The sequence below is a fragment of the Paenibacillus sp. JT31N7 genome (assembly GCF_059692095.1).
Map to the genome: position 1 here is coordinate 96,523 of NZ_JCAUAT010000003.1, position 17,251 is coordinate 113,773.

At 56.8% G+C, this 17,251-nt stretch carries 22 protein-coding genes; 19 read left to right on the forward strand and 3 right to left on the reverse strand.

All coding sequences use genetic code 11. The features are described 5' to 3' along the window. Nucleotides 1-177: 177 nt before the first annotated feature. Nucleotides 178-1,434, forward strand: coding sequence for an aspartate kinase (locus tag AC58P5_RS14900; protein ID WP_497387761.1), 1,257 nt, complete (start codon nt 178-180; stop codon nt 1,432-1,434). Between the two features lie 163 nt (nt 1,435-1,597). On the opposite strand, the gene AC58P5_RS14905 is transcribed toward AC58P5_RS14900, so the two are convergent. From AC58P5_RS14905 to comA, 3 genes are all read right to left on the reverse strand, one after another. Further along, nucleotides 1,598-2,062: a DUF441 domain-containing protein gene (locus AC58P5_RS14905; protein WP_009674889.1), complete on the reverse strand. Its 465-nt coding sequence runs from the start codon at nt 2,060-2,062 to the stop codon at nt 1,598-1,600. A gap of 398 nt (nt 2,063-2,460) precedes the next feature. After that, entirely contained in the window at nt 2,461-3,198 is a 738-nt protein-coding gene (locus tag AC58P5_RS14910; protein WP_497387764.1) for a 2-phosphosulfolactate phosphatase, read from the reverse strand. Then, nucleotides 3,188-4,033: a phosphosulfolactate synthase gene (comA, locus tag AC58P5_RS14915; protein WP_497387766.1), complete on the reverse strand. Its 846-nt coding sequence runs from the start codon at nt 4,031-4,033 to the stop codon at nt 3,188-3,190. Before comA ends, AC58P5_RS14910 begins: the two co-directional genes overlap by 11 nt. A 147-nt stretch (nt 4,034-4,180) precedes the next feature. Here comA and AC58P5_RS14920 point away from each other — a divergent pair, with 147 nt between their 5' ends. From AC58P5_RS14920 to xseB, 18 genes are all read left to right on the forward strand, one after another. Next, nucleotides 4,181-4,447: a YqhV family protein gene (locus AC58P5_RS14920; protein ID WP_009674897.1), complete on the forward strand. Its 267-nt coding sequence runs from the start codon at nt 4,181-4,183 to the stop codon at nt 4,445-4,447. 68 nt (nt 4,448-4,515) lie between these two features. Beyond that, nucleotides 4,516-5,697: a stage III sporulation protein AA gene (locus AC58P5_RS14925; RefSeq protein ID WP_497387768.1), complete on the forward strand. Its 1,182-nt coding sequence runs from the start codon at nt 4,516-4,518 to the stop codon at nt 5,695-5,697. A 16-nt stretch (nt 5,698-5,713) separates the two neighbouring features. Further along, on the forward strand, nt 5,714-6,235 hold the full coding sequence (gene spoIIIAB, locus AC58P5_RS14930) for a stage III sporulation protein SpoIIIAB (RefSeq protein WP_497389086.1): 522 nt from the start codon (nt 5,714-5,716) through the stop codon (nt 6,233-6,235). A gap of 15 nt (nt 6,236-6,250) precedes the next feature. Beyond that, nucleotides 6,251-6,454, forward strand: a complete 204-nt coding sequence (gene spoIIIAC / locus AC58P5_RS14935) for a stage III sporulation protein AC (RefSeq protein ID WP_009674926.1) — start codon at nt 6,251-6,253, stop codon at nt 6,452-6,454. A 10-nt stretch (nt 6,455-6,464) separates the two neighbouring features. Then, nucleotides 6,465-6,857: a stage III sporulation protein AD gene (gene spoIIIAD, locus AC58P5_RS14940; RefSeq protein ID WP_326056325.1), complete on the forward strand. Its 393-nt coding sequence runs from the start codon at nt 6,465-6,467 to the stop codon at nt 6,855-6,857. Between the two features lie 50 nt (nt 6,858-6,907). Then, nucleotides 6,908-8,107, forward strand: coding sequence for a stage III sporulation protein AE (gene spoIIIAE, locus AC58P5_RS14945; RefSeq protein ID WP_497387771.1), 1,200 nt, complete (start codon nt 6,908-6,910; stop codon nt 8,105-8,107). Nucleotides 8,108-8,249: 142 nt separating this feature from the next. Continuing rightward, complete coding sequence (locus tag AC58P5_RS14950; RefSeq protein ID WP_497387773.1) at nt 8,250-9,035, forward strand: stage III sporulation protein AF; 786 nt, start codon at nt 8,250-8,252, stop codon at nt 9,033-9,035. 43 nt (nt 9,036-9,078) lie between these two features. Then, nucleotides 9,079-9,720 carry a stage III sporulation protein AG gene (gene spoIIIAG, locus AC58P5_RS14955; protein ID WP_218229760.1) on the forward strand — a complete coding sequence of 214 codons (642 nt, stop codon included), beginning with the start codon at nt 9,079-9,081 and terminating at the stop codon, nt 9,718-9,720. 98 nt (nt 9,721-9,818) lie between these two features. Next, a complete protein-coding gene (locus AC58P5_RS14960; protein ID WP_497387775.1) occupies nt 9,819-10,604 on the forward strand; it encodes a SpoIIIAH-like family protein in 786 nt (261 codons plus the stop codon). Between the two features lie 170 nt (nt 10,605-10,774). Further along, complete coding sequence (gene accB, locus AC58P5_RS14965) at nt 10,775-11,269, forward strand: acetyl-CoA carboxylase biotin carboxyl carrier protein (protein WP_497387777.1); 495 nt, start codon at nt 10,775-10,777, stop codon at nt 11,267-11,269. A gap of 18 nt (nt 11,270-11,287) precedes the next feature. Further along, nucleotides 11,288-12,646, forward strand: coding sequence for an acetyl-CoA carboxylase biotin carboxylase subunit (gene accC, locus AC58P5_RS14970; protein WP_497387779.1), 1,359 nt, complete (start codon nt 11,288-11,290; stop codon nt 12,644-12,646). Nucleotides 12,647-12,731: 85 nt separating this feature from the next. Beyond that, nucleotides 12,732-13,142, forward strand: a complete 411-nt coding sequence (locus AC58P5_RS14975; protein WP_103995217.1) for an Asp23/Gls24 family envelope stress response protein — start codon at nt 12,732-12,734, stop codon at nt 13,140-13,142. Between the two features lie 78 nt (nt 13,143-13,220). Then, nucleotides 13,221-13,787, forward strand: coding sequence for an alkaline shock response membrane anchor protein AmaP (gene amaP, locus AC58P5_RS14980; protein ID WP_497387781.1), 567 nt, complete (start codon nt 13,221-13,223; stop codon nt 13,785-13,787). Nucleotides 13,788-13,801: 14 nt separating this feature from the next. Next, complete coding sequence (locus AC58P5_RS14985) at nt 13,802-14,032, forward strand: DUF2273 domain-containing protein (protein ID WP_042228629.1); 231 nt, start codon at nt 13,802-13,804, stop codon at nt 14,030-14,032. A 104-nt stretch (nt 14,033-14,136) separates the two neighbouring features. Then, entirely contained in the window at nt 14,137-14,598 is a 462-nt protein-coding gene (gene nusB, locus AC58P5_RS14990) for a transcription antitermination factor NusB (protein WP_497387784.1), read from the forward strand. Between the two features lie 148 nt (nt 14,599-14,746). Continuing rightward, nucleotides 14,747-15,619, forward strand: a complete 873-nt coding sequence (gene folD, locus AC58P5_RS14995) for a bifunctional methylenetetrahydrofolate dehydrogenase/methenyltetrahydrofolate cyclohydrolase FolD (protein ID WP_497387786.1) — start codon at nt 14,747-14,749, stop codon at nt 15,617-15,619. Between the two features lie 3 nt (nt 15,620-15,622). Further along, nucleotides 15,623-16,990: an exodeoxyribonuclease VII large subunit gene (xseA, locus tag AC58P5_RS15000; RefSeq protein ID WP_497387788.1), complete on the forward strand. Its 1,368-nt coding sequence runs from the start codon at nt 15,623-15,625 to the stop codon at nt 16,988-16,990. Continuing rightward, nucleotides 16,974-17,249, forward strand: coding sequence for an exodeoxyribonuclease VII small subunit (xseB, locus tag AC58P5_RS15005; protein ID WP_497387790.1), 276 nt, complete (start codon nt 16,974-16,976; stop codon nt 17,247-17,249). Before xseA ends, xseB begins: the two co-directional genes overlap by 17 nt. The last annotated feature ends 2 nt before the right edge of the window (nt 17,250-17,251 follow it).

Sequence of the window (17,251 nt, forward strand, 5' to 3'; positions counted from 1 at the left end):
GGACAACGGAGCAGGCATGCTTTCTTTTTTTACGGACAATTAAAACGGGATTTCCTCCATATCTTCTAGGGATAAGGGGAAATGTCGGGAAGTGTTGTTTTCTGCTCCCACAATTCCGAACGTTTATGCTATAATGATCTACAATTATTCATTTGCAAGCATAGGGAGTGAACAGGGTTGTCTTTAATTGTGATGAAATTCGGCGGCAGCTCCGTTGGCGATGCCGAACGGATGAAACGCGTGGCCAAGCGGATCGTGGACCGCAAAAGAGAAGGACACCGCTGTGTCGTGGTCGTTTCCGCGATGGGCGACACGACGGACGATCTCATCGATCTGTCCAAACAGTTATATGACGGCGCACCGCCGGCAAGAGAAATGGATATGCTGCTGACTACGGGAGAGCAGGTTTCGGTCGCTCTTTTATCGATGGCGATCCAAAATCTGGGCGAACCCGCCGTTTCCTACACCGGCTGGCAGAGCGGCATGATCACGGAAGACCTGCACGGCAAAGCCCGCATCACCGACATTCAGCCGCACCGTCTTCACACGGCGCTTGAGAAAGACAACGTCGTGATCGTGGCTGGCTTCCAGGGCATGACCGAAGACGGCGAGATCACGACGCTCGGACGCGGCGGATCCGATACGACCGCTGTGGCGATGGCCGCGGCGATTCAAGCCGATCTATGCGAAATTTACACAGACGTAGACGGGATCTACACAACAGACCCCCGTGTTGTCAAAAATGCGCGAAAATTGAAAGAAATCTCGTATGACGAGATGCTGGAGCTTGCCAATCTGGGAGCCGCGGTCCTGCACCCCCGTGCAGTGGAATATGCCAAAAATTACAATGTGGCGCTTGTCGTTCGTTCGAGTTTCACTCAAAACGAAGGCACGTACGTCAAGGAGGAAGCGGAGATGGAACAAGGAATCGTCGTAAGAGGCATCGCCTACGATAAAAATATCGCAAGAATCAGCATTCTGGGCGTACCGGACAAACCGGGCCAGCTGGCCAAAGTTTTTACATCCCTGGCGGCTGAACAGATTGACGTGGATATTATCGTACAAAGCGGCGTGTTAAACGGCCTGGCCGATTTCTCCTTCTCCGTCTCGCTTTCCGACCGGGACAAGGCGCTTCAGACCATCGAAGGCATCCGTGGTGAGATCGGTTTCCGCGAAGTGACTTCCGAAGGCGATCTCGTTAAAATCTCGATCGTCGGCGCAGGCATGGTCAGCACACCTGGAGTGGCGGCGAAAATGTTCGACGAGCTCTCGAAAATCGGCGTCAGCATCAACATGGTGTCCACGTCGGAAATCAAAATTTCCTGCGTGATCGAAGGCAAGCTGCTGGCGGAAGCCGTGCAAGCTCTCCACACGGCTTACGGGCTAGACGCCCAGGAGCAGGTAATCGTGGGCGGCCCGCAGGACAGACGTTAATTCGCCGTTCCGTTCAGGCTAGTCGTCCGTCCGCAACCTTTTAAGCTGCAGCATGAAAATAACCCAAATAAAACCGGCCTCTAGAGGCCGGCAAGGCGCTGAACTGTCCTCGGACAGTTCGGCGCTTTTTTATTTACAGGCTGCAAAATCCGGACGTCGGAACTCAGGAAATGCGGTCGGCGACGAACGTGAATATTTTCAGCAGAACGGCTGTAATGCCTGCCGCCATCAAGGGCCCGACGGGTATGCCACGCATAAAAATGATGCCGAAAATAGAGCCGATCACGAGCCCGACGATCAGTTGCGGATCGATTTTCAATAAATCGAGCCCCTTGCCGTTCATGTAGGTGGCGATGGCGCCGCCGGACAGCGCGAGAATGCCGGGCCAGGTCGTAAATACCGTCAAGATATCTTTATACGAAATCCGTTCGCTCGCGAAAGGGACGAGCACGCCCATCGTCAGAAACAGCAGTCCGAGTTCCAGCCCTCTTCGTTCGATGGCGGGCAGATAGCGGTCCAGGCTGATCAGTTTGACGACGAGCAGGACACAAGCCGCCGTTGTAATGATGGGGGAGCGTCCGATCAGGCCGACAATGATCAGAATAACGAGAAGCAGATCTCCGTTCATGAGAAAACCCCTTGTACCAGTCTCCCTTTATTGTATGAGAGGGGACAGGTTTTAGAACGAAGGAGCTCTTTGCAGGCGTGCAGGATTTCAACTTTCCAATACGGGCGGCGAACAACAAGCGGAGGGCGGGGCCTGTCAGTCGATGACCGCAAGAAGCAGAAAACGAGCATGCAGCCGATGGACAATCAGCAACGCAGATGGCCCACAATCAACAGCCGGCCGGTAACGAATGGCAGCCAGTGGCTGGCATACGGCTTAAAATAAGCGGCAGCAAGCAGTCAGATGGCTGAAAATAAGCGACAGCAGGCAGCCAGATGGCTGCGACAGCTCATAAACGAGCGGGCAGCCAGTCTACAATCAGCCGACTGGCTGCCGGGCACCTGCCGGTGCGCTGCTGCTCAGCGGGTAAGATGCTCCCTGGCCGGCACACAGGGGACGAGGACGTTGTCTTTCAGCACAGGTACGACCTCCGAGACATTCACGCGGGCGGCGAAGGCCGTGTCCGCTTCGCAGCCGATGGAGGCCAGCCTGCGCCCGCTATCGCAGGCCGCCAGCGGCGCGGCGGGATCGTCCGCATGCCGCTCGTAGCAGCCCGCAAGGCTGCGGCCGAGATCGCAGACGTCGGCGGCGCTCCCGCAGATCCGCTGCAGCGCGGAGACGATGAGTCCGGCGCAGAGGCCGTCCTCGAAGCAGAACGCGCCGGCCGTTCCCGCGCAGAGAACCGCGATGTCGCGCTTCCACGCGGCAGCGGCCCTGGCGCACGCCTCGCCGTTCAGCAGAGCGGCGGCCACGATTTTGTCCGCCGGCGCCGCTTTCTGCAGCGCCCGTGTGCCGTTGGTCGTGGTCAGCACGACCCGGCGGCCGCCTACGGCTTCCGGCGTGTACTCCAGCGGCGAGTTGCCGAGGTCGAAGCCGGGAATACGCCGGCAGCGGCGTTCCCCGCCGAGCACATCCCGCTTCCCGCGCAGCATGACAGCCTGCTGGACGGACTCGGCGGCAAGGACGCCGGAGCTGCCGCTTTCCAGTGCGGTTACGATTGTGGTTGTCGCCCTCAGTACATCGATGACGATCACGGTCCGCCCGGTCAGCAGCTCGCTTCGCACTTCACTCAGGGCCGGGATGACGTCAATCCGCATGGACTTCGGCGCCTTCTTCCCTGCCGCTTTTTCTGAGTCTTTCTCCGAAATGAAACGTATCGGAACGCAGGCCGCGGCGCAGCGCCTCCAGGGCGATCACATCGGACGGAGCGACATTGCCCAGGTGAACGTCCGGACCCAGCAGCTCCAGCAGATGAATCTGCTGGTTTTTGAGCGGAGCCTCCCAGAGGAGTATATCCGGGCTGGGGACCGAGCGGAGCACACCGTTCAGCTCTTCGTCTTTACAGGCGCCGTTCCCATCGAAGATGCCGACGCCCATCCCCGATTCCCGCGCTTCGATCGTAACGAGTTCCGCGCCCATTTCCACATCGCCGGTTACCGTAGCGACCAATGCATCCATATCTACCGAAGATCCCCAGCATTTTTTGCCGTACTCCGTGACGACCTTAAGCCCGGCCTCGATGCCCCGGACGATCAGCTCGCTGCGGAGACTGCGGTCCAACTCAATCGTTCCGTCCGATATTTCGACGCAGGTGAAACCCAAAGCCGCGACGGTGTCGAAATAAGACGAAATAAGTCCTTCTTGAACCGCCACCTCCAGAAATGTGCCTCCGGGATAAACGTCGATCCCCAAGGCCTTCGCCCGTTCGATCTTGCACCGGAGCAGCTCTCGCGGATAGAGCGGGGAAGTGCCGAAGCCCAGCTTTATATAGTCTACATGTTCTCCTGCGGCCTGCAGTAAATCGTCGTAAGCGTTCAGGCCGAGGCCTTTATCCATCACCATCGTTTTCCCGAGTGCCCGGGGTTTGCTCTGACGGCACCCTGTCGGATCGGCGAGAGTCGGATGCCACTTTTTGCAAGAAGACTCTTCCATAACGTTCTCACCTCAGTACTTTCCGGTGGAGTAAATTTCGTAGTCATCTTATGCGGGCGCTTCCGGGTAGGTGCCGCGTATGCCTAAAATCAGACAGGCCCGCATATGGTGAAACGAATAGCTGCAAAAAAAGGAGAGGTGACGGCTGTGATTAACAAAATCGTGCTCAGTATGGCGTCTTTGCGCCTGCTGTCGGGTTCGCTGGAAATTATTGCGGCGCTGCTGATGATCCGTTTTAACCAGATTGAGAAAGCGCTCCTGGTCAATACGGGTTTAGCTATGGCGGGACCACTGATTCTTCTGGCAACGACCACCATCGGACTGGTCGGCATTGCGGAGAAACTTTCATTCGGCAAAATGCTCTGGGTCGTGGCCGGCGTAAGCTGCATTTTTATCGGCATTCTCAAAAAGTAAACCGACATATTCACTGCACCGGGACATACATATAAAGACTAAGGACAAGACATTCCGGAGGTGAGGCTGTGCTTGCGTCCGTATTCGCCCATCTGCCCGCTTCCATACGCGGGATACTGGAATCGCTGCCGGAGCGCCTGCGTACGGGGCTGGAAGAAATCCGGATCCGTCAGGACCGGCCCCTCGAGATCGTATTTGACCGGCGCTGCGCGTTCGTTACGCGGGAAGGTCTGCCGGACGCCGAAGCCTCGAGGGCGTACAGGCCCACCCGTGAAGAGTGTAAAAGTCTGCTCGAACAGTTAACCCGTCACTCCTTCTATTCCTTCGAGGAGGAACTGAAGCGCGGCTATATCACGATTCCGGGCGGTCACCGGGTAGGGCTGGCGGGACGGGTCGTCCTCGAAGGGGGAAGCGTCAAACATATCCGCGATGTCAGCTCGTTTAACATCCGGATCGCGAGGGAGCTGGCCGGAGCCGGTAAACCGGTTCTGCCTCATCTTCTTGACCCGGAAGCGGGAACGGTTCACCATACGCTTCTGATTTCCCCTCCCCAGCTGGGAAAAACGACGCTGATCCGTGATCTGGCGCGGATGATCAGCAGCGGCGAAACGCCGCTTCCGGCGGCCGGCGGACCCCGTGGCGGCTCCTGCGGCAACCACGGGAGCGAAGCAGCCTTGCCGGGCGGAACGGGCAGCACCGGGAGCTCGCCGTCCGGTGCCGGTCTGGATGCCGGAAGCCCGCAGCCTGCCCGCAGGCCGGCCGTGCAGGACAATCCGCGGAGGAGCAGCGGCTGGAAAGTCGGCATCGTCGACGAGCGCTCCGAAATCGCCGCTTCCGAGCGGGGGGTGCCGCGGTTCGACCTCGGGCCGCGCACCGATGTGCTGGACGCCTGCCCGAAAGCGGAGGGCATGATGATGATGATCCGCTCGATGTCCCCGGAGGTGCTGATCGTGGACGAGATCGGGCGCCATGAAGACGCCGAGGCCATCCGCGAGGCTCTTCATGCCGGCATCCGGGTCATCGCCACGGCCCATGGCCGGGACTTGGGCGATGTAAAGCGCAGACCGGTCCTGCGGGACCTGCTCGAAAGCGGCGTTTTCGGCCGCTACGTGATTCTCGGCCGCTCGGAAGCGGGCGGGCGCCTCGTGCAAGTGCTGGACGGGGACGGCCGCCAGCTTGCCGTCTTCGCCGCTTACCGTGCTCCGGCCGTGGAGAAGGCGAACGGCTGGGATGCTTTATTTTCAACCTGAGGAAGGGGATGAGGCGATGTGGGTCAAACTTGCGGGAGCCGCGCTCGTGCTTGGAGCCGGAGCGGGCTTCGGATTCGCCAAAGCGAGGAGGTACCGGAGACGGCCGCAGCAGATCCGGGAAGTCATTCAGGCGCTCCAGCGGCTGGAAACGGAAATCGTCTACGGCTCGACGCCGCTGCCCGATGCCATCGCAACGCTGAGCGAGCAGACGCGGGCGCCTTTGGCGGGCGTGTTCCGCGAGGTGGCGGACCGCCTGTCGGAGCCGCAAGACGACACGCTGAGCGCCATTTGGCGCGACGCTGTGCAGCAAGGCTGGCGGAACTCCGCGATGAAACCGGCCGAGCTGCAGGTCGTCCTCCGGCTCGGGCAGACGCTCGGGGCCAGCGACCGTACCGATCAGGCCAAGCATTTGCGCCTGTCGGTTCTCCAGCTCCAGGCCGAAGAGACGACGGCTGCGGAAGAGCAGAAGCGCTACGAAGCGATGTGGAAGAGCCTGGGCGTCCTGGTGGGAGCACTGATCGTTATTTTGATGTATTAAAGTGGGGTGCCGAGCATGAACGTAGATGTAAACGCCATTTTTCAGATCGCCGGGATCGGGATTATTATCGCCATGATCCATACGGTGCTGAAGCAGATGGGGAAAGAAGACATGGCCCATTGGGTAACCGTCATCGGTTTCGTCGTCGTGCTGTTTATGGTGGTGAGGCTGCTCGATAATTTGTTCCAGGAAATCAAAACCATCTTTTTGTTCCAGTAGGGGGGATGACGTGGAGATTATTCAAATCGTCGGACTCGGCCTGGTCGCCACCGTCCTCATCCTCATTATCAAGGAACAGAAGCCGATGTTCGCTTTCCTGCTGGCGGCGTTTACGGGCATCCTTATTTTTCTTTTTCTGATCGGCAAAATCGCCTCGGTCATCGAAGTGCTCCATAATCTGGCGCAGCAGTCCGGCGTCAATATGGTGTTTTTGAAAACGATCCTTAAAATCATCGGCATCGCGTATATAGCGGAATTCGGGGCACAGATCGTAAGGGATGCGGGGCAGGAATCGATCGCTTCGAAAATCGAACTTTCCGGCAAAATTCTCATTATGGTCATGGCTATTCCGATCATCACCGTCATTATCGAAACCGTGATTAAACTGTTCCCGGCCACCTGAACAACCGGACAAGCGTGTGCCGGAGCGGACCGGATAGGGAGTGGAGAGCATTGGCGCAGCAGCTGTCGCACCGGACGTGGACAACCCTCGTCTTATTCGTCGCACTATTTCTGGGCTTCCTCAGCCACACAGGGGCGCAAAATCAAAATCCCGCCAACCCGATCGATACACTTGTAAAAGAGCAGACGACCCAGCTCGATACGGAGTCTGTCGAGAAATTCTGGGACAAGCTGATGAAAGAATACGGTGGCTATTTTCCCGAAAACCGGCCTCCGAGCTTCTCCGATCTGATCACCGGCGCCAAAACGTTCGATTTCTCCAACCTGTGGAAAGGGGCACTGAAATACCTGTTTCACGAGATTGTGGTCAATGGGAAGCTTCTCGTGTCCATTGTGATCTTGACGGTGTTCAGCATGCTGCTGGAGACGCTGCAGAGCTCGTTTGAACGGAACAATGTCAGCAAGGTTGCCTTCGTCGTGTCTTATCTCGTGCTGCTGATCATAGCCGTAAACAGCTTTCAGGTGGCCATCGAATACGCCAACGGCGCGATCTCGTCCATGATCCAGTTTATGATCGCCCTCATGCCCCTTCTGCTGTCTCTGCTCGCTTCATCGGGGGGGATCACGTCGGTGGCGATTTTGCATCCCCTGATCGTGTTCATGATTCATACCATCGGTACGGTGATCTATGTGTTCGTGTTCCCGCTGCTGTTCTTCTCGGCCGTTCTCCACATCGTCAGCTCCATGACGGACAAGTATAAAGTGACCCAACTGGCGAAGCTTCTCCAGAAAATCGCCATAGGCACGCTCGGCGTGTTCGTGACGGTATTTCTGGGCGTCATTTCCGTGCAGGGGAGCATGGGGGCCGTAACCGACGGCGTGACGCTGCGGACCGCCAAATATATTGCGGGCAATTTTATCCCGATCGTGGGCAGGCTGTTCTCGGACGCGACGGAGACGGTGCTGGGAGCCTCCCTGCTTGTGAAAAATGCGGTCGGTCTGACCGGGGTCGTCATCGTTATTCTGCTGTGCGCGTTCCCGGCGATCAAAATTTTGGTGTTGGCCCTGATCTATCATATTTGTGCGGCGGTCATGCAGCCTTTGGGCGACAGCCCCATCATCGCCTGCCTGTCCACGATCGGCAAAAGCATGGTGTATGTGTTCGCCGCCTTGTCGGCCGTTGGCCTCATGTTCTTCCTTGCTCTTACGATTATGATAACGGCCGGGAATATCGCCGTGATGGTGCGTTAGGTTGGCATGACCCGCAAGCTCTCGTTAAAAAAGTTGGTATATCCCGCAATACAAACGAATATATACAAGCATAGGCGAACAAGCTCATACAACCTGGAGCTGCCGGATGGGGGCTTGCTCGCCTAAGAAGGAGGCTTGCCCCGTGGATTGGCTAGGCGGTTGGCTCAAGACGGTCGTCGCCCTGATTCTGCTCGCCACGTTTACCGAGCTGATGCTCCCGACGAACAAGATGCAGCGGTATGTCCGGACGGCGATGAGCCTGTTCATCCTGCTGACGCTTCTTTCGCCCGTGCTGCAGTTGACCCGTAAAAGCTGGGACCCGGCAAGGCTTCTCGCCGAGGCACAGCAGGGGCAGCAGCCTGGGGGCGGCGGCACGGCCGGCGGACGTCAGACGCCCTCAGGGGCCGGACCGCCCGGCCAGCCGGCATCGCTGCAGGCGGTCATGGAGCAGGCGGACCGGCTTCAGGCGGGCAGCCGGGAACAAGCGGTCCGCCTGCTGGAAGAGAAGCTCACCGCCGAGATGAGGCAGACGCTGCAGAAGGAAACGCCTTATCCCATCCGGGATATCCGGGTGAAGACGGCGGTGGACGGGCAGGGCACCGCTACGGTAGCGAGCGTCGAGCTGACGCTGGACGACGCGGCATTTCCGGCTGCGGAGCCGGATGAGTACGGCAGCGCCCTCGCGGGTGAAGCCGGAGGATCCGGCATGGCCCCGGTCAAGCCCGTCGCGCCCATTGCGTCTGTTGCGCCCGTGGACATCCGCATCGGCGGCCCGGGCGGCAGAGCCGTTCCCGCCCAGACCGGGGAGCAGCTGACGCCGGCGCAGCGGGAAGCGGAGCAGAAGCTCGCCAAGGCCGCAGAGCTTGGCTGGAAGGTTGACCCGTCTCACATTTCGGTGCAATGGACGAAGGAACAGTCGAAGCTTTAGGAAAACCAGAAGAAGCGGCAGGGAGCGATGGTGAGGTGAGCGGATGGGCTTTTGGAAGCAGTGGAGGAGTAAATGGTTCGGGACAGGCGAGGACGGCAAACGTTCCAATTCCTTTCTTTGGATTGTACTGCTCGGTCTGGTCGGTGCCGCCTTGATGATTTTAAGCTCGTTTCTCAATTTCAAAGAAGTGGAGCCTGCAGGCGACAGCCGGGCGTCTCCTTCGACCCAGCCGGGCAAAGAGACGTTTATGGGCGGAGCGGCCAAGGACAAGACGCCTTTCCGGGAATACGAGGAAGCCTACGAATCCCGGCTCAGGGATATCCTTCGCAAGGTGGTCGGCGTAGGGGATGTGGAAGTACTGATTACGATCGAATCTACGGAAGAAATCGTCGTGGAGAAGGATTCGAAGGAAAACCAGCAGCTGACGACGGAAAAAGATACCAATGGCGCAAACCGGAATATTTCCCAGATTACGAAAGAAGGCAAAGTCGTGCTCTATCAGGTGTCGGGGGACCAGCAGCCCCTTGTCGTCAAGACGATAAAGCCCAAAGTGAGCGGAGTACTCGTAGTCGCCAAAGGGGCCGAAGATCTGACCGTCAAGAAAATGATGATCGAAGCCGTCGCCAGGGGCATCGACGTTCCGGTTCACAGGATTTCCATTCTCCCGAGAAAAACCGCTGAATAACGGGGGCTTGCAAGTAGGACTCCGGCATTCCGGCATAAGTGTAAAAGCAGGTTTACAGCCATCCCATTTCTTATTAATCCGTTAGGAGGAATTATTCCATGAATGCCAAAAGACAAACAATATGGCTCGTTTCCATGCTGAGCCTGATGGTCGTACTGTCCGCCTACTATCTGTTTACCGAGGATGTCAGCAAGGTGGACGTCGCTTCCACGGCTCCTAAAGCGGACGAAGTCAAGATCGATCTGAGCCAGGTATCCCCGGAGCAGGCTGTCGCCGAAGCGGGTAAAGCATCCGCAGACAAAGCGGCCGATGCGAAGGCGGGCGATACGAAAGCGACGGCCGATGCGAAAACAGACGCGAAAACCGATGCGAAAACCGATGCGAAAACCGATGCGAAAGCGGAGGCCAAAACAGGCGATTCCAAGGCTCAGGACACGAAAACGGACGCAACTGCCTCGAAGGACGGCAAAGATGCGGCGGCCGCACCGGCTTCGGCGGAAGCCAAAGTAAGCCAGCAGACGCAGGCCAGCAGCAAATCCGGCCGTGACTACCTGACGAAGCTCCAACTGGACCGCCAGGACGCCCTTTCCAAGAAAACCGAAGAGCTGCTGACGCTCATCACCGATAAAAAACAGTCCTCCGAAGCGGTGGGCAAAGCGCAGCAGGAGCTTCAGCAAATCGAAGACACGAATACGCGCGTGACGAATGTGGAGGATGTGCTCTCCAAAGACTATCCGAATGCGGTTCTGACCCAGGACGGAAGCAGGTGGAAAGTGACTGTACAGTCGGACAAACTGGAGAAAAGCCAGGCGGTTTCCATCGTGGAAACCGTGATGAAAGAACTGAAGGTGGGACCCGAAATTTCGGTCCAGTACGTGAAGTAAGCGGCAGGAAAAACGGTCCGGAAAACGGCCGGGAGAAAGCCTTTAACCGCATAGGAATCAGAAATGGAAAGAGTCCGGACAAACTGGACTCTTTCCATTTCTTGCGGTTGTGATATAATACATACGTCGTATTACGGCATCGGTTCACCATTTTTGAAGGAGTGACATGGATGTTCAAGCTGAGCGAAATTAAAGAATTAATGAAACTAATGGACCAGACGTCCCTGCAGGAACTCGAAATCGAAAACGAGGGTGCGCGTTTGATGATACGCAAACCTAACAAAACCGAGTCCGTAGTCGTTACGGCGGCTCCCGTGCAACAAGCGTACGCACCGGCCATTGCTCAAGCGGTACCCGGAAGCGCTCCCGCACAAGTGGCAGCAGAAGCTCCGAAAGCGGATGAACAGAAGGAATCGGATTCTACCTTACATAAAATCGTATCGCCTATGGTAGGCACATTCTACCAGTCTTCCTCGCCGGGATCTGCCCCGTTTGTTTCGAAAGGTTCGAACGTCAACGAGAAATCGGTCGTCTGCATTGTGGAAGCCATGAAGCTGATGAATGAGATCGAAGCGGAAGTCAAAGGTGAAATCGTCGAAATCCTGGTCGAGAACGGCCAACTTGTCGAGTACGGCCAGCCTCTGTTCTTGGTGAAGCCGGAGTAATTGAACGGAGGGAACAAAATGGGTTTTCAGAAAGTCTTAATTGCAAACCGCGGTGAAATTGCCGTGCGGATTATTCGCGCCTGCCGTGAACTTGGCATTCAGACGATTGCCGTCTATTCGGAAGCGGACCGGGACGCTCTTCACGTCCGTCTTGCCGATGAAGCGTACTGCATCGGACCTACGCCTTCCAAAGACAGTTATTTGAATTTTACAAATATCATGAGCGTGGCCACGCTTACGGATACGGACGCCATTCACCCGGGTTACGGGTTTTTGGCGGAAAATGCGGATTTCGCGGAAATCTGCGAAAGCTGCAACATTACGTTCATCGGTCCTTCCCCGGAAGCCATTACCAAAATGGGGGACAAGGCAGTCGCGAAGCAGACGATGAAGGAAGCGGGCGTTCCCGTTATTCCCGGCTCCGACGGACTGATCGAGGACCTCGACGATGCCATTTCTCTCGGCCGCGACATCGGCTATCCGCTGATTATCAAAGCAACGGCCGGCGGCGGAGGCAAAGGCATCCGGATCGCCGAGAGCGAGGATATGCTGATCCAGCATATTATGACGGCCCAGCAGGAAGCTCAGTTGAACTTCGGCAACTCCGGCGTTTACCTAGAGAAATACCTCACGGGGATGAAGCACGTCGAGATTCAGATCATTGCGGACAAGCATGGCAACGCGGTCCATCTCGGCGAACGCGACTGCTCGGTGCAGCGCCGCCGCCAGAAGCTCGTCGAAGAGGCGCCTTGCCCGACCTTGACGCCGGAAATTCGTCAGGCGATGGGGGAAGCGGCCGTTCGCGCAGCGAAGGCCGTCAACTATTCCGGCGCGGGCACGCTCGAATTTTTGCTCGGACCGGACGGGAACTTCTATTTCATGGAAATGAATACCCGTATTCAGGTCGAGCATCCGGTCACGGAATACGTAACGGGTGTCGACCTCATCAAGGAAATGATCCGCGCCGCCGAAGGCAACCCGCTTCCGTTTACGCAGGAAGATATTCAAATCAACGGCTGGTCGATCGAATGCCGGATTAACGCGGAAGATCCCGAGCGCAACTTTATGCCGTCGCCCGGACGCATCAACTTCTACCTGCCTCCGGGCGGCATAGGCGTCCGCGTGGACAGTGCGGCTTACCCGGGCTATGTGATTCCTCCGCATTACGACTCCATGATCGCCAAGCTGATCGTATGGGGAGCGACTCGTGAAGAAGCCGTGAACCGGATGAAGCGGGCATTGGCGGAGTTTGAAGTCGATGGCGTTCATACCACGATTCCTTTTCATTTGAAGCTTCTGAATCATCGCAAATTCCTGAGCGGAGATTTCGATATTAAATTCCTGGAAGAGCACGACGTGAACGACCCGGAATCCTAAGCGGGATTCGTTGTCATAAAAATTCCGGAATGGTATAGTATTAAATTAGTGGGCTTATCCCAAACGTGCAGGAGGTGTGCATAGGATGACGATGATTGCAGCGGATTATGAGAAGACAGATATGGGCACCATTCAGATCGCTCCGGAAGTCATAGAAGTAATTGCGGGACTCGCTACCGTCGAGGTTGAAGGCGTGGCCGGCATGAGCGGAGGTTTTGTCAACGGCATTACCGAGCTTCTCGGACGCAAAAACTTTGCCAAAGGCATCAAGGTGGACGTCGGTCAGCGCGAAGCGGCGATCGACGTGTCGATCGTAATGGAATTCGGACACCGGATTCCCGAAGTGGCCGGCAAGATCCAGCAGAACGTGAAACTGGCAATCGAATCGATGACAGGGCTGAGTGTCGTGGAAGTAAACGTTCACATTCACGACGTCCAATTCAAGACGGCCGAGAAGCCGGTTGAAGAGGATTCGGCCGCACTGCGCGTAAAATAATAATAGCAGCGGCTACACATTGACCCCCAACCGCTAAGGACGGGGGTTCCTCACTTATTTCGGAAGGAGCCATTTGCTGTGGTCAAACTATTGGACAGACTCCTGTTATTTCTATTCAGCCTCGCGATCATGTTCCTATCCGCAATCGCCGTACTCGCAGCTTTTCAGCTCATTCCGATGAGATCGACCGATTATTTTCTCCAGGATGTGTTCGACAGCGGTTTTACCGTATCCAAGGCATGGGTGATCGGTGCCGGAATCGTCATTTTTCTAATCAGCCTCCGCTTTTTTTACATATCCGTCCGCAGAAGCCGCACGCAGGCGCCGTCTATCGACCAGCGCAGTGAATACGGGGATATCCGGATTTCGGTGGAAACGGTGGAAAATCTGTCGTTGAAAGCGGCCGGGAGAAGCCGGGGCGTACGCGATCTGCGTGCCCGTGTGAAGGTGAGCGAAGCCGGACTTGAGATCGGAATCCGTACCGTAGTGGACGGTGAAACCTCCATTCCGGAAATTACGGAGGAAATGCAGTCCGCGGTCAAGAACCACGTGGAAGAGATTACGGGAATCCCGGTCTCCGTCGTATCCGTCTATGTGGCGAATATCGTGCAGAATACCCCAACGTTTAAAAGCCGGGTAGAATAGAGGTGGGTCCTCTCATGTGGAGAAAATTGTGGCAGGAGCATCCTGGAACGATAACCGGCGGAGGAGCCGGACTTGTTCTGGGCCTGGTCTATCTGTTTTTCGGCTTCTGGAATATGCTGATCTTTGCTTTTATCGTGTTCCTGGGGTATTATATCGGCAAAAAAGTAGACCGGGGCGAGGATCTTCTGCTCCCGTTTCAGAACCTTTGGCAATTTCTTACGCAAAAATGGAGAATGTTTCGCTGAAATCCTGGGTTCATCCTTGGATTTTTTTGTTTGGGTTGGATTTAAAATGACGTATACTAGACGTAGACGAACGAACTAGCGGTTTAAGATGTGGGAGGCATACAATGAGGCGTAGAGTAGCCAGAGAAATAGCTTTGCAGAGCTTGTATCAGATCGATATGAACGGGGTCTCGGCGGCGGAGGCGGTGAACGTTGCCGTACATGAGGCGGAGAACGATAACGAGGCCCAGGTAGATCATAAGGAAAAAATTAGGCCGGAGTATATCCGAGAACTCGTGGACGGTACATTAAGCAACCGGGAACGGATCGACCAGCTTCTGGCCGGTTATCTGAAAGGCTGGAAAATGGACAGGCTTTCCCGCGTAGACCGTGAAGTGCTGCGTCTGGCCGCATTCGAAATGCTGTTTCAGGAAGATGTCCCGCCGAAAGTCGTCGTTAACGAGGCCATCGATCTGGCGAAGCATTTCGGTACGGACGATTCCGGCAAGTTCGTGAACGGCGTACTCGGCAAGATGATCAAAGACGTAGATACGCTAAGGGAGAATATCCGCAGCGGCAAAGAGTAATGAACCGGGCGCACGGTTGTCGGGACTTCTGAGAAGTCGTCCGGGCAGCTTTGCGCTATCTGCTTATTGCGGGCTACAATAGGGAAACAACAGCGACAACAGGAAAACAAACAAAACTATTCACGGAGAAATAGGGAGGAGAACCGTCATGGCAGCAGAAGTGATTAACGGCAAAGAAATCGTCCGTTCCATTCGGGAAGAAATCAAGCGGGAAGTCGAGGAACTTACCGCCCGGGGTACGACACCCGGACTTGTGGTGATTATCGTAGGCGATGACCAGGCTTCCCATGTCTACGTCAATAACAAGGAAAAAGCTTGCGCCCAGGTCGGTATCCAGTCTCATGTGCACCGTCTTCCGGCAGATACTTCCCAGGAGGAGCTTGTCAAGCTGATCCATGAGTATAACCGGAATCCGGAGTTCCACGGTATTCTTGTACAGTCTCCGCTTCCCGGTCACATCAACGAGGAGCAGGTTGTGGACGAGATAACTCCGGAGAAAGACGTGGATTGTTTCCACCCGGTTAACGTGGGCAATCTGATGATCGGCAAAGAAGGCATGCTTCCTTGTACGCCTGCCGGCGTTATGGAAGTTTTGAGAAAAATCGGCGTATCCCCGGCGGGCAAACATGCCGTCGTCGTCGGAAGAAGCAACATCGTCGGCAAACCGATGGCTATGCTGCTGCTCCGCGAGCATGCTACGGTTACGATCTGCCACTCCCGCACGCCGAATCTTCAGGATATTACACGCCAGGCGGACATTCTGGTTGCCGCGGTAGGCAAGGCCGGCGTGATCGAGGACAGACACGTGAAACCGGGTGCGGTCGTGATCGACGTCGGGATGAACCGGAACGCCGAAGGCAAGCTGTGCGGAGATGTCGACTTCGATGCCGTTAAAGAAATCGCGGGCTACATCACACCGGTTCCGGGATGTGTAGGTCCGATGACCATTACGATGCTGCTCAAGAATACGCTGAGCTCGGCCCGCCGCGCGTCCAATACGGGTACAGAAGCGGGCGTGTAACGCATGAGCGAGCGCGCCGTATTATCCATTAAGGATCTCAATCGCTATATTAAAATGAAGTTGGAAGGCGACAACCGCCTTCAAGACGTTTGGGTGCGCGGGGAGATTTCCAACTTTACGCATCATTCCAGCGGCCATATGTATTTTACGCTTAAAGATAAAGACAGCCGTCTCAAAAGCATTATGTTCGCGTCGTACAACCAGCGGCTTCCGTTCCGTCCGAAGGAAGGAACGATGGTGATCGCCCGGGGGAACGTTTCCGTCTACGAACGGGACGGGCAGTACCAGTTCTACGTCACGCAGATGCAGCCCGACGGAATCGGCGGCTTGTACCTCGCGTTCGAGCAGCTCAAGCAGAAGCTCGAAGGCGAAGGCTTGTTCCGCACCGAGCGGAAGAAACCGATTCCCCGGATGCCGAAGGCCGTCGGCGTGATCACTTCGCCGACGGGAGCCGCCGTCCGGGACATTATCATCACCCTGCAGCGGCGGTTCCCGAATGTGCCGATTCTGCTTCATCCGGTACTGGTGCAGGGCGCTCAGGCAGCCCCGTCCATCGTCCGTGCCATCGAGACGATGAACACGCTCGGTGAAGTCGACGTGCTGATCGTCGGCCGGGGCGGGGGTTCGCTGGAGGAGCTGTGGGCGTTCAACGAAGAAATCGTTGCCCGCAGCATCTTCGCCTCCGCAATCCCCGTCATTTCGGCCGTCGGCCACGAGACCGACTTCACCATCGCGGACTTCGTCGCCGATCTCAGGGCGGCGACGCCTACGGCCGCGGCGGAGCTGGCGGTGCCTCACCATCTGGAGCTGAAGCAGCAGATGGCTCATCTCAGCCAGCGCCTTCACCGCGGCCTGCTGCAGCAGCTGCAGCGCCGTCAGGACCGGCTGGACCGGCTTCGCCGCTCGCCTTACCTGACCAATCCGCGCCGGCAGCTGCTCCAGCATCCGGCCCAGCGGCTGGACCGCCTGGGCGAGCAGCTCTCTTTCCGCATGCGTCAGCTTGTCGGCCGGGCCGGCGACCGCCGCATGCGTCTGGAGCGCACCCTGTCGGGTTTCAACCCGCAGGAGCAGGTACGCTACGCCCGGAAGCGCGTGGAAGGCGCGGAGCGGGCGCTTACGCTGGCGATGCAGGGCGTCGCCAGGGGCCGCAGGCAGCAGCTCGTATCCACGCTGCGCCACTTGGATGCGCTGAGCCCGCTTAAAGTTATGCAGCGGGGGTACAGCCTTGTTTACGACGAGAAAGAAAAACGCGTATTAAATTCGATCGAGCAGGTTCAGATCGGCGATATGGTCCGAGTTCAGTTGACCGACGGACGGCTCGATTGCCATGTCTGGGCGATGGAGGAGAAAACAAATGGGGAACGAAAGTAATCTGCAGGAAGAAACCGCCATCAGCTTCGAGGAAGCGATGGACAAGCTGGAAGGAATCGTAGCGAAGCTGGAGAGCGGGGATGTGCCTCTCGAGCAGGCAATCGAGCTGTATCAGGAGGGCATGAAGCTGTCTCACCTGTGCGGTCAGAAGCTTGAAGTGGTGGAGAAGAAGATCGAAATGCTCGTAGAAAGCGAAGCCGGCCTCTCGAAGAAGCCGTTCGGCGCCAATATGATCGAGGATAAAGGGGAACCCCGTTGAAC

Bases quoted from the DNA above. Each gene is read 5' to 3' on its own strand.
- AC58P5_RS14905 (WP_009674889.1), bottom strand. From the start codon at position 2,062: ATGAACGGAGATCTGCTTCTCGTTATTCTGATCATTGTCGGCCTGATC.
- AC58P5_RS14910 (WP_497387764.1), bottom strand. From the start codon at position 3,198: ATGCGGATTGACGTCATCCCGGCCCTGAGTGAAGTGCGAAGCGAGCTG.
- comA (WP_497387766.1), bottom strand. From the start codon at position 4,033: ATGGAAGAGTCTTCTTGCAAAAAGTGGCATCCGACTCTCGCCGATCCG.
- spoIIIAB (WP_497389086.1), top strand. From the start codon at position 5,714: ATGTGGGTCAAACTTGCGGGAGCCGCGCTCGTGCTTGGAGCCGGAGCG.
- spoIIIAC (WP_009674926.1), top strand. From the start codon at position 6,251: ATGAACGTAGATGTAAACGCCATTTTTCAGATCGCCGGGATCGGGATT.
- spoIIIAG (WP_218229760.1), top strand. From the start codon at position 9,079: ATGGGCTTTTGGAAGCAGTGGAGGAGTAAATGGTTCGGGACAGGCGAG.
- AC58P5_RS14960 (WP_497387775.1), top strand. From the start codon at position 9,819: ATGAATGCCAAAAGACAAACAATATGGCTCGTTTCCATGCTGAGCCTG.
- accB (WP_497387777.1), top strand. From the start codon at position 10,775: ATGTTCAAGCTGAGCGAAATTAAAGAATTAATGAAACTAATGGACCAG.
- accC (WP_497387779.1), top strand. From the start codon at position 11,288: ATGGGTTTTCAGAAAGTCTTAATTGCAAACCGCGGTGAAATTGCCGTG.
- AC58P5_RS14975 (WP_103995217.1), top strand. From the start codon at position 12,732: ATGACGATGATTGCAGCGGATTATGAGAAGACAGATATGGGCACCATT.
- AC58P5_RS14985 (WP_042228629.1), top strand. From the start codon at position 13,802: ATGTGGAGAAAATTGTGGCAGGAGCATCCTGGAACGATAACCGGCGGA.
- nusB (WP_497387784.1), top strand. From the start codon at position 14,137: ATGAGGCGTAGAGTAGCCAGAGAAATAGCTTTGCAGAGCTTGTATCAG.
- folD (WP_497387786.1), top strand. From the start codon at position 14,747: ATGGCAGCAGAAGTGATTAACGGCAAAGAAATCGTCCGTTCCATTCGG.
- xseA (WP_497387788.1), top strand. From the start codon at position 15,623: ATGAGCGAGCGCGCCGTATTATCCATTAAGGATCTCAATCGCTATATT.
- xseB (WP_497387790.1), top strand. From the start codon at position 16,974: ATGGGGAACGAAAGTAATCTGCAGGAAGAAACCGCCATCAGCTTCGAG.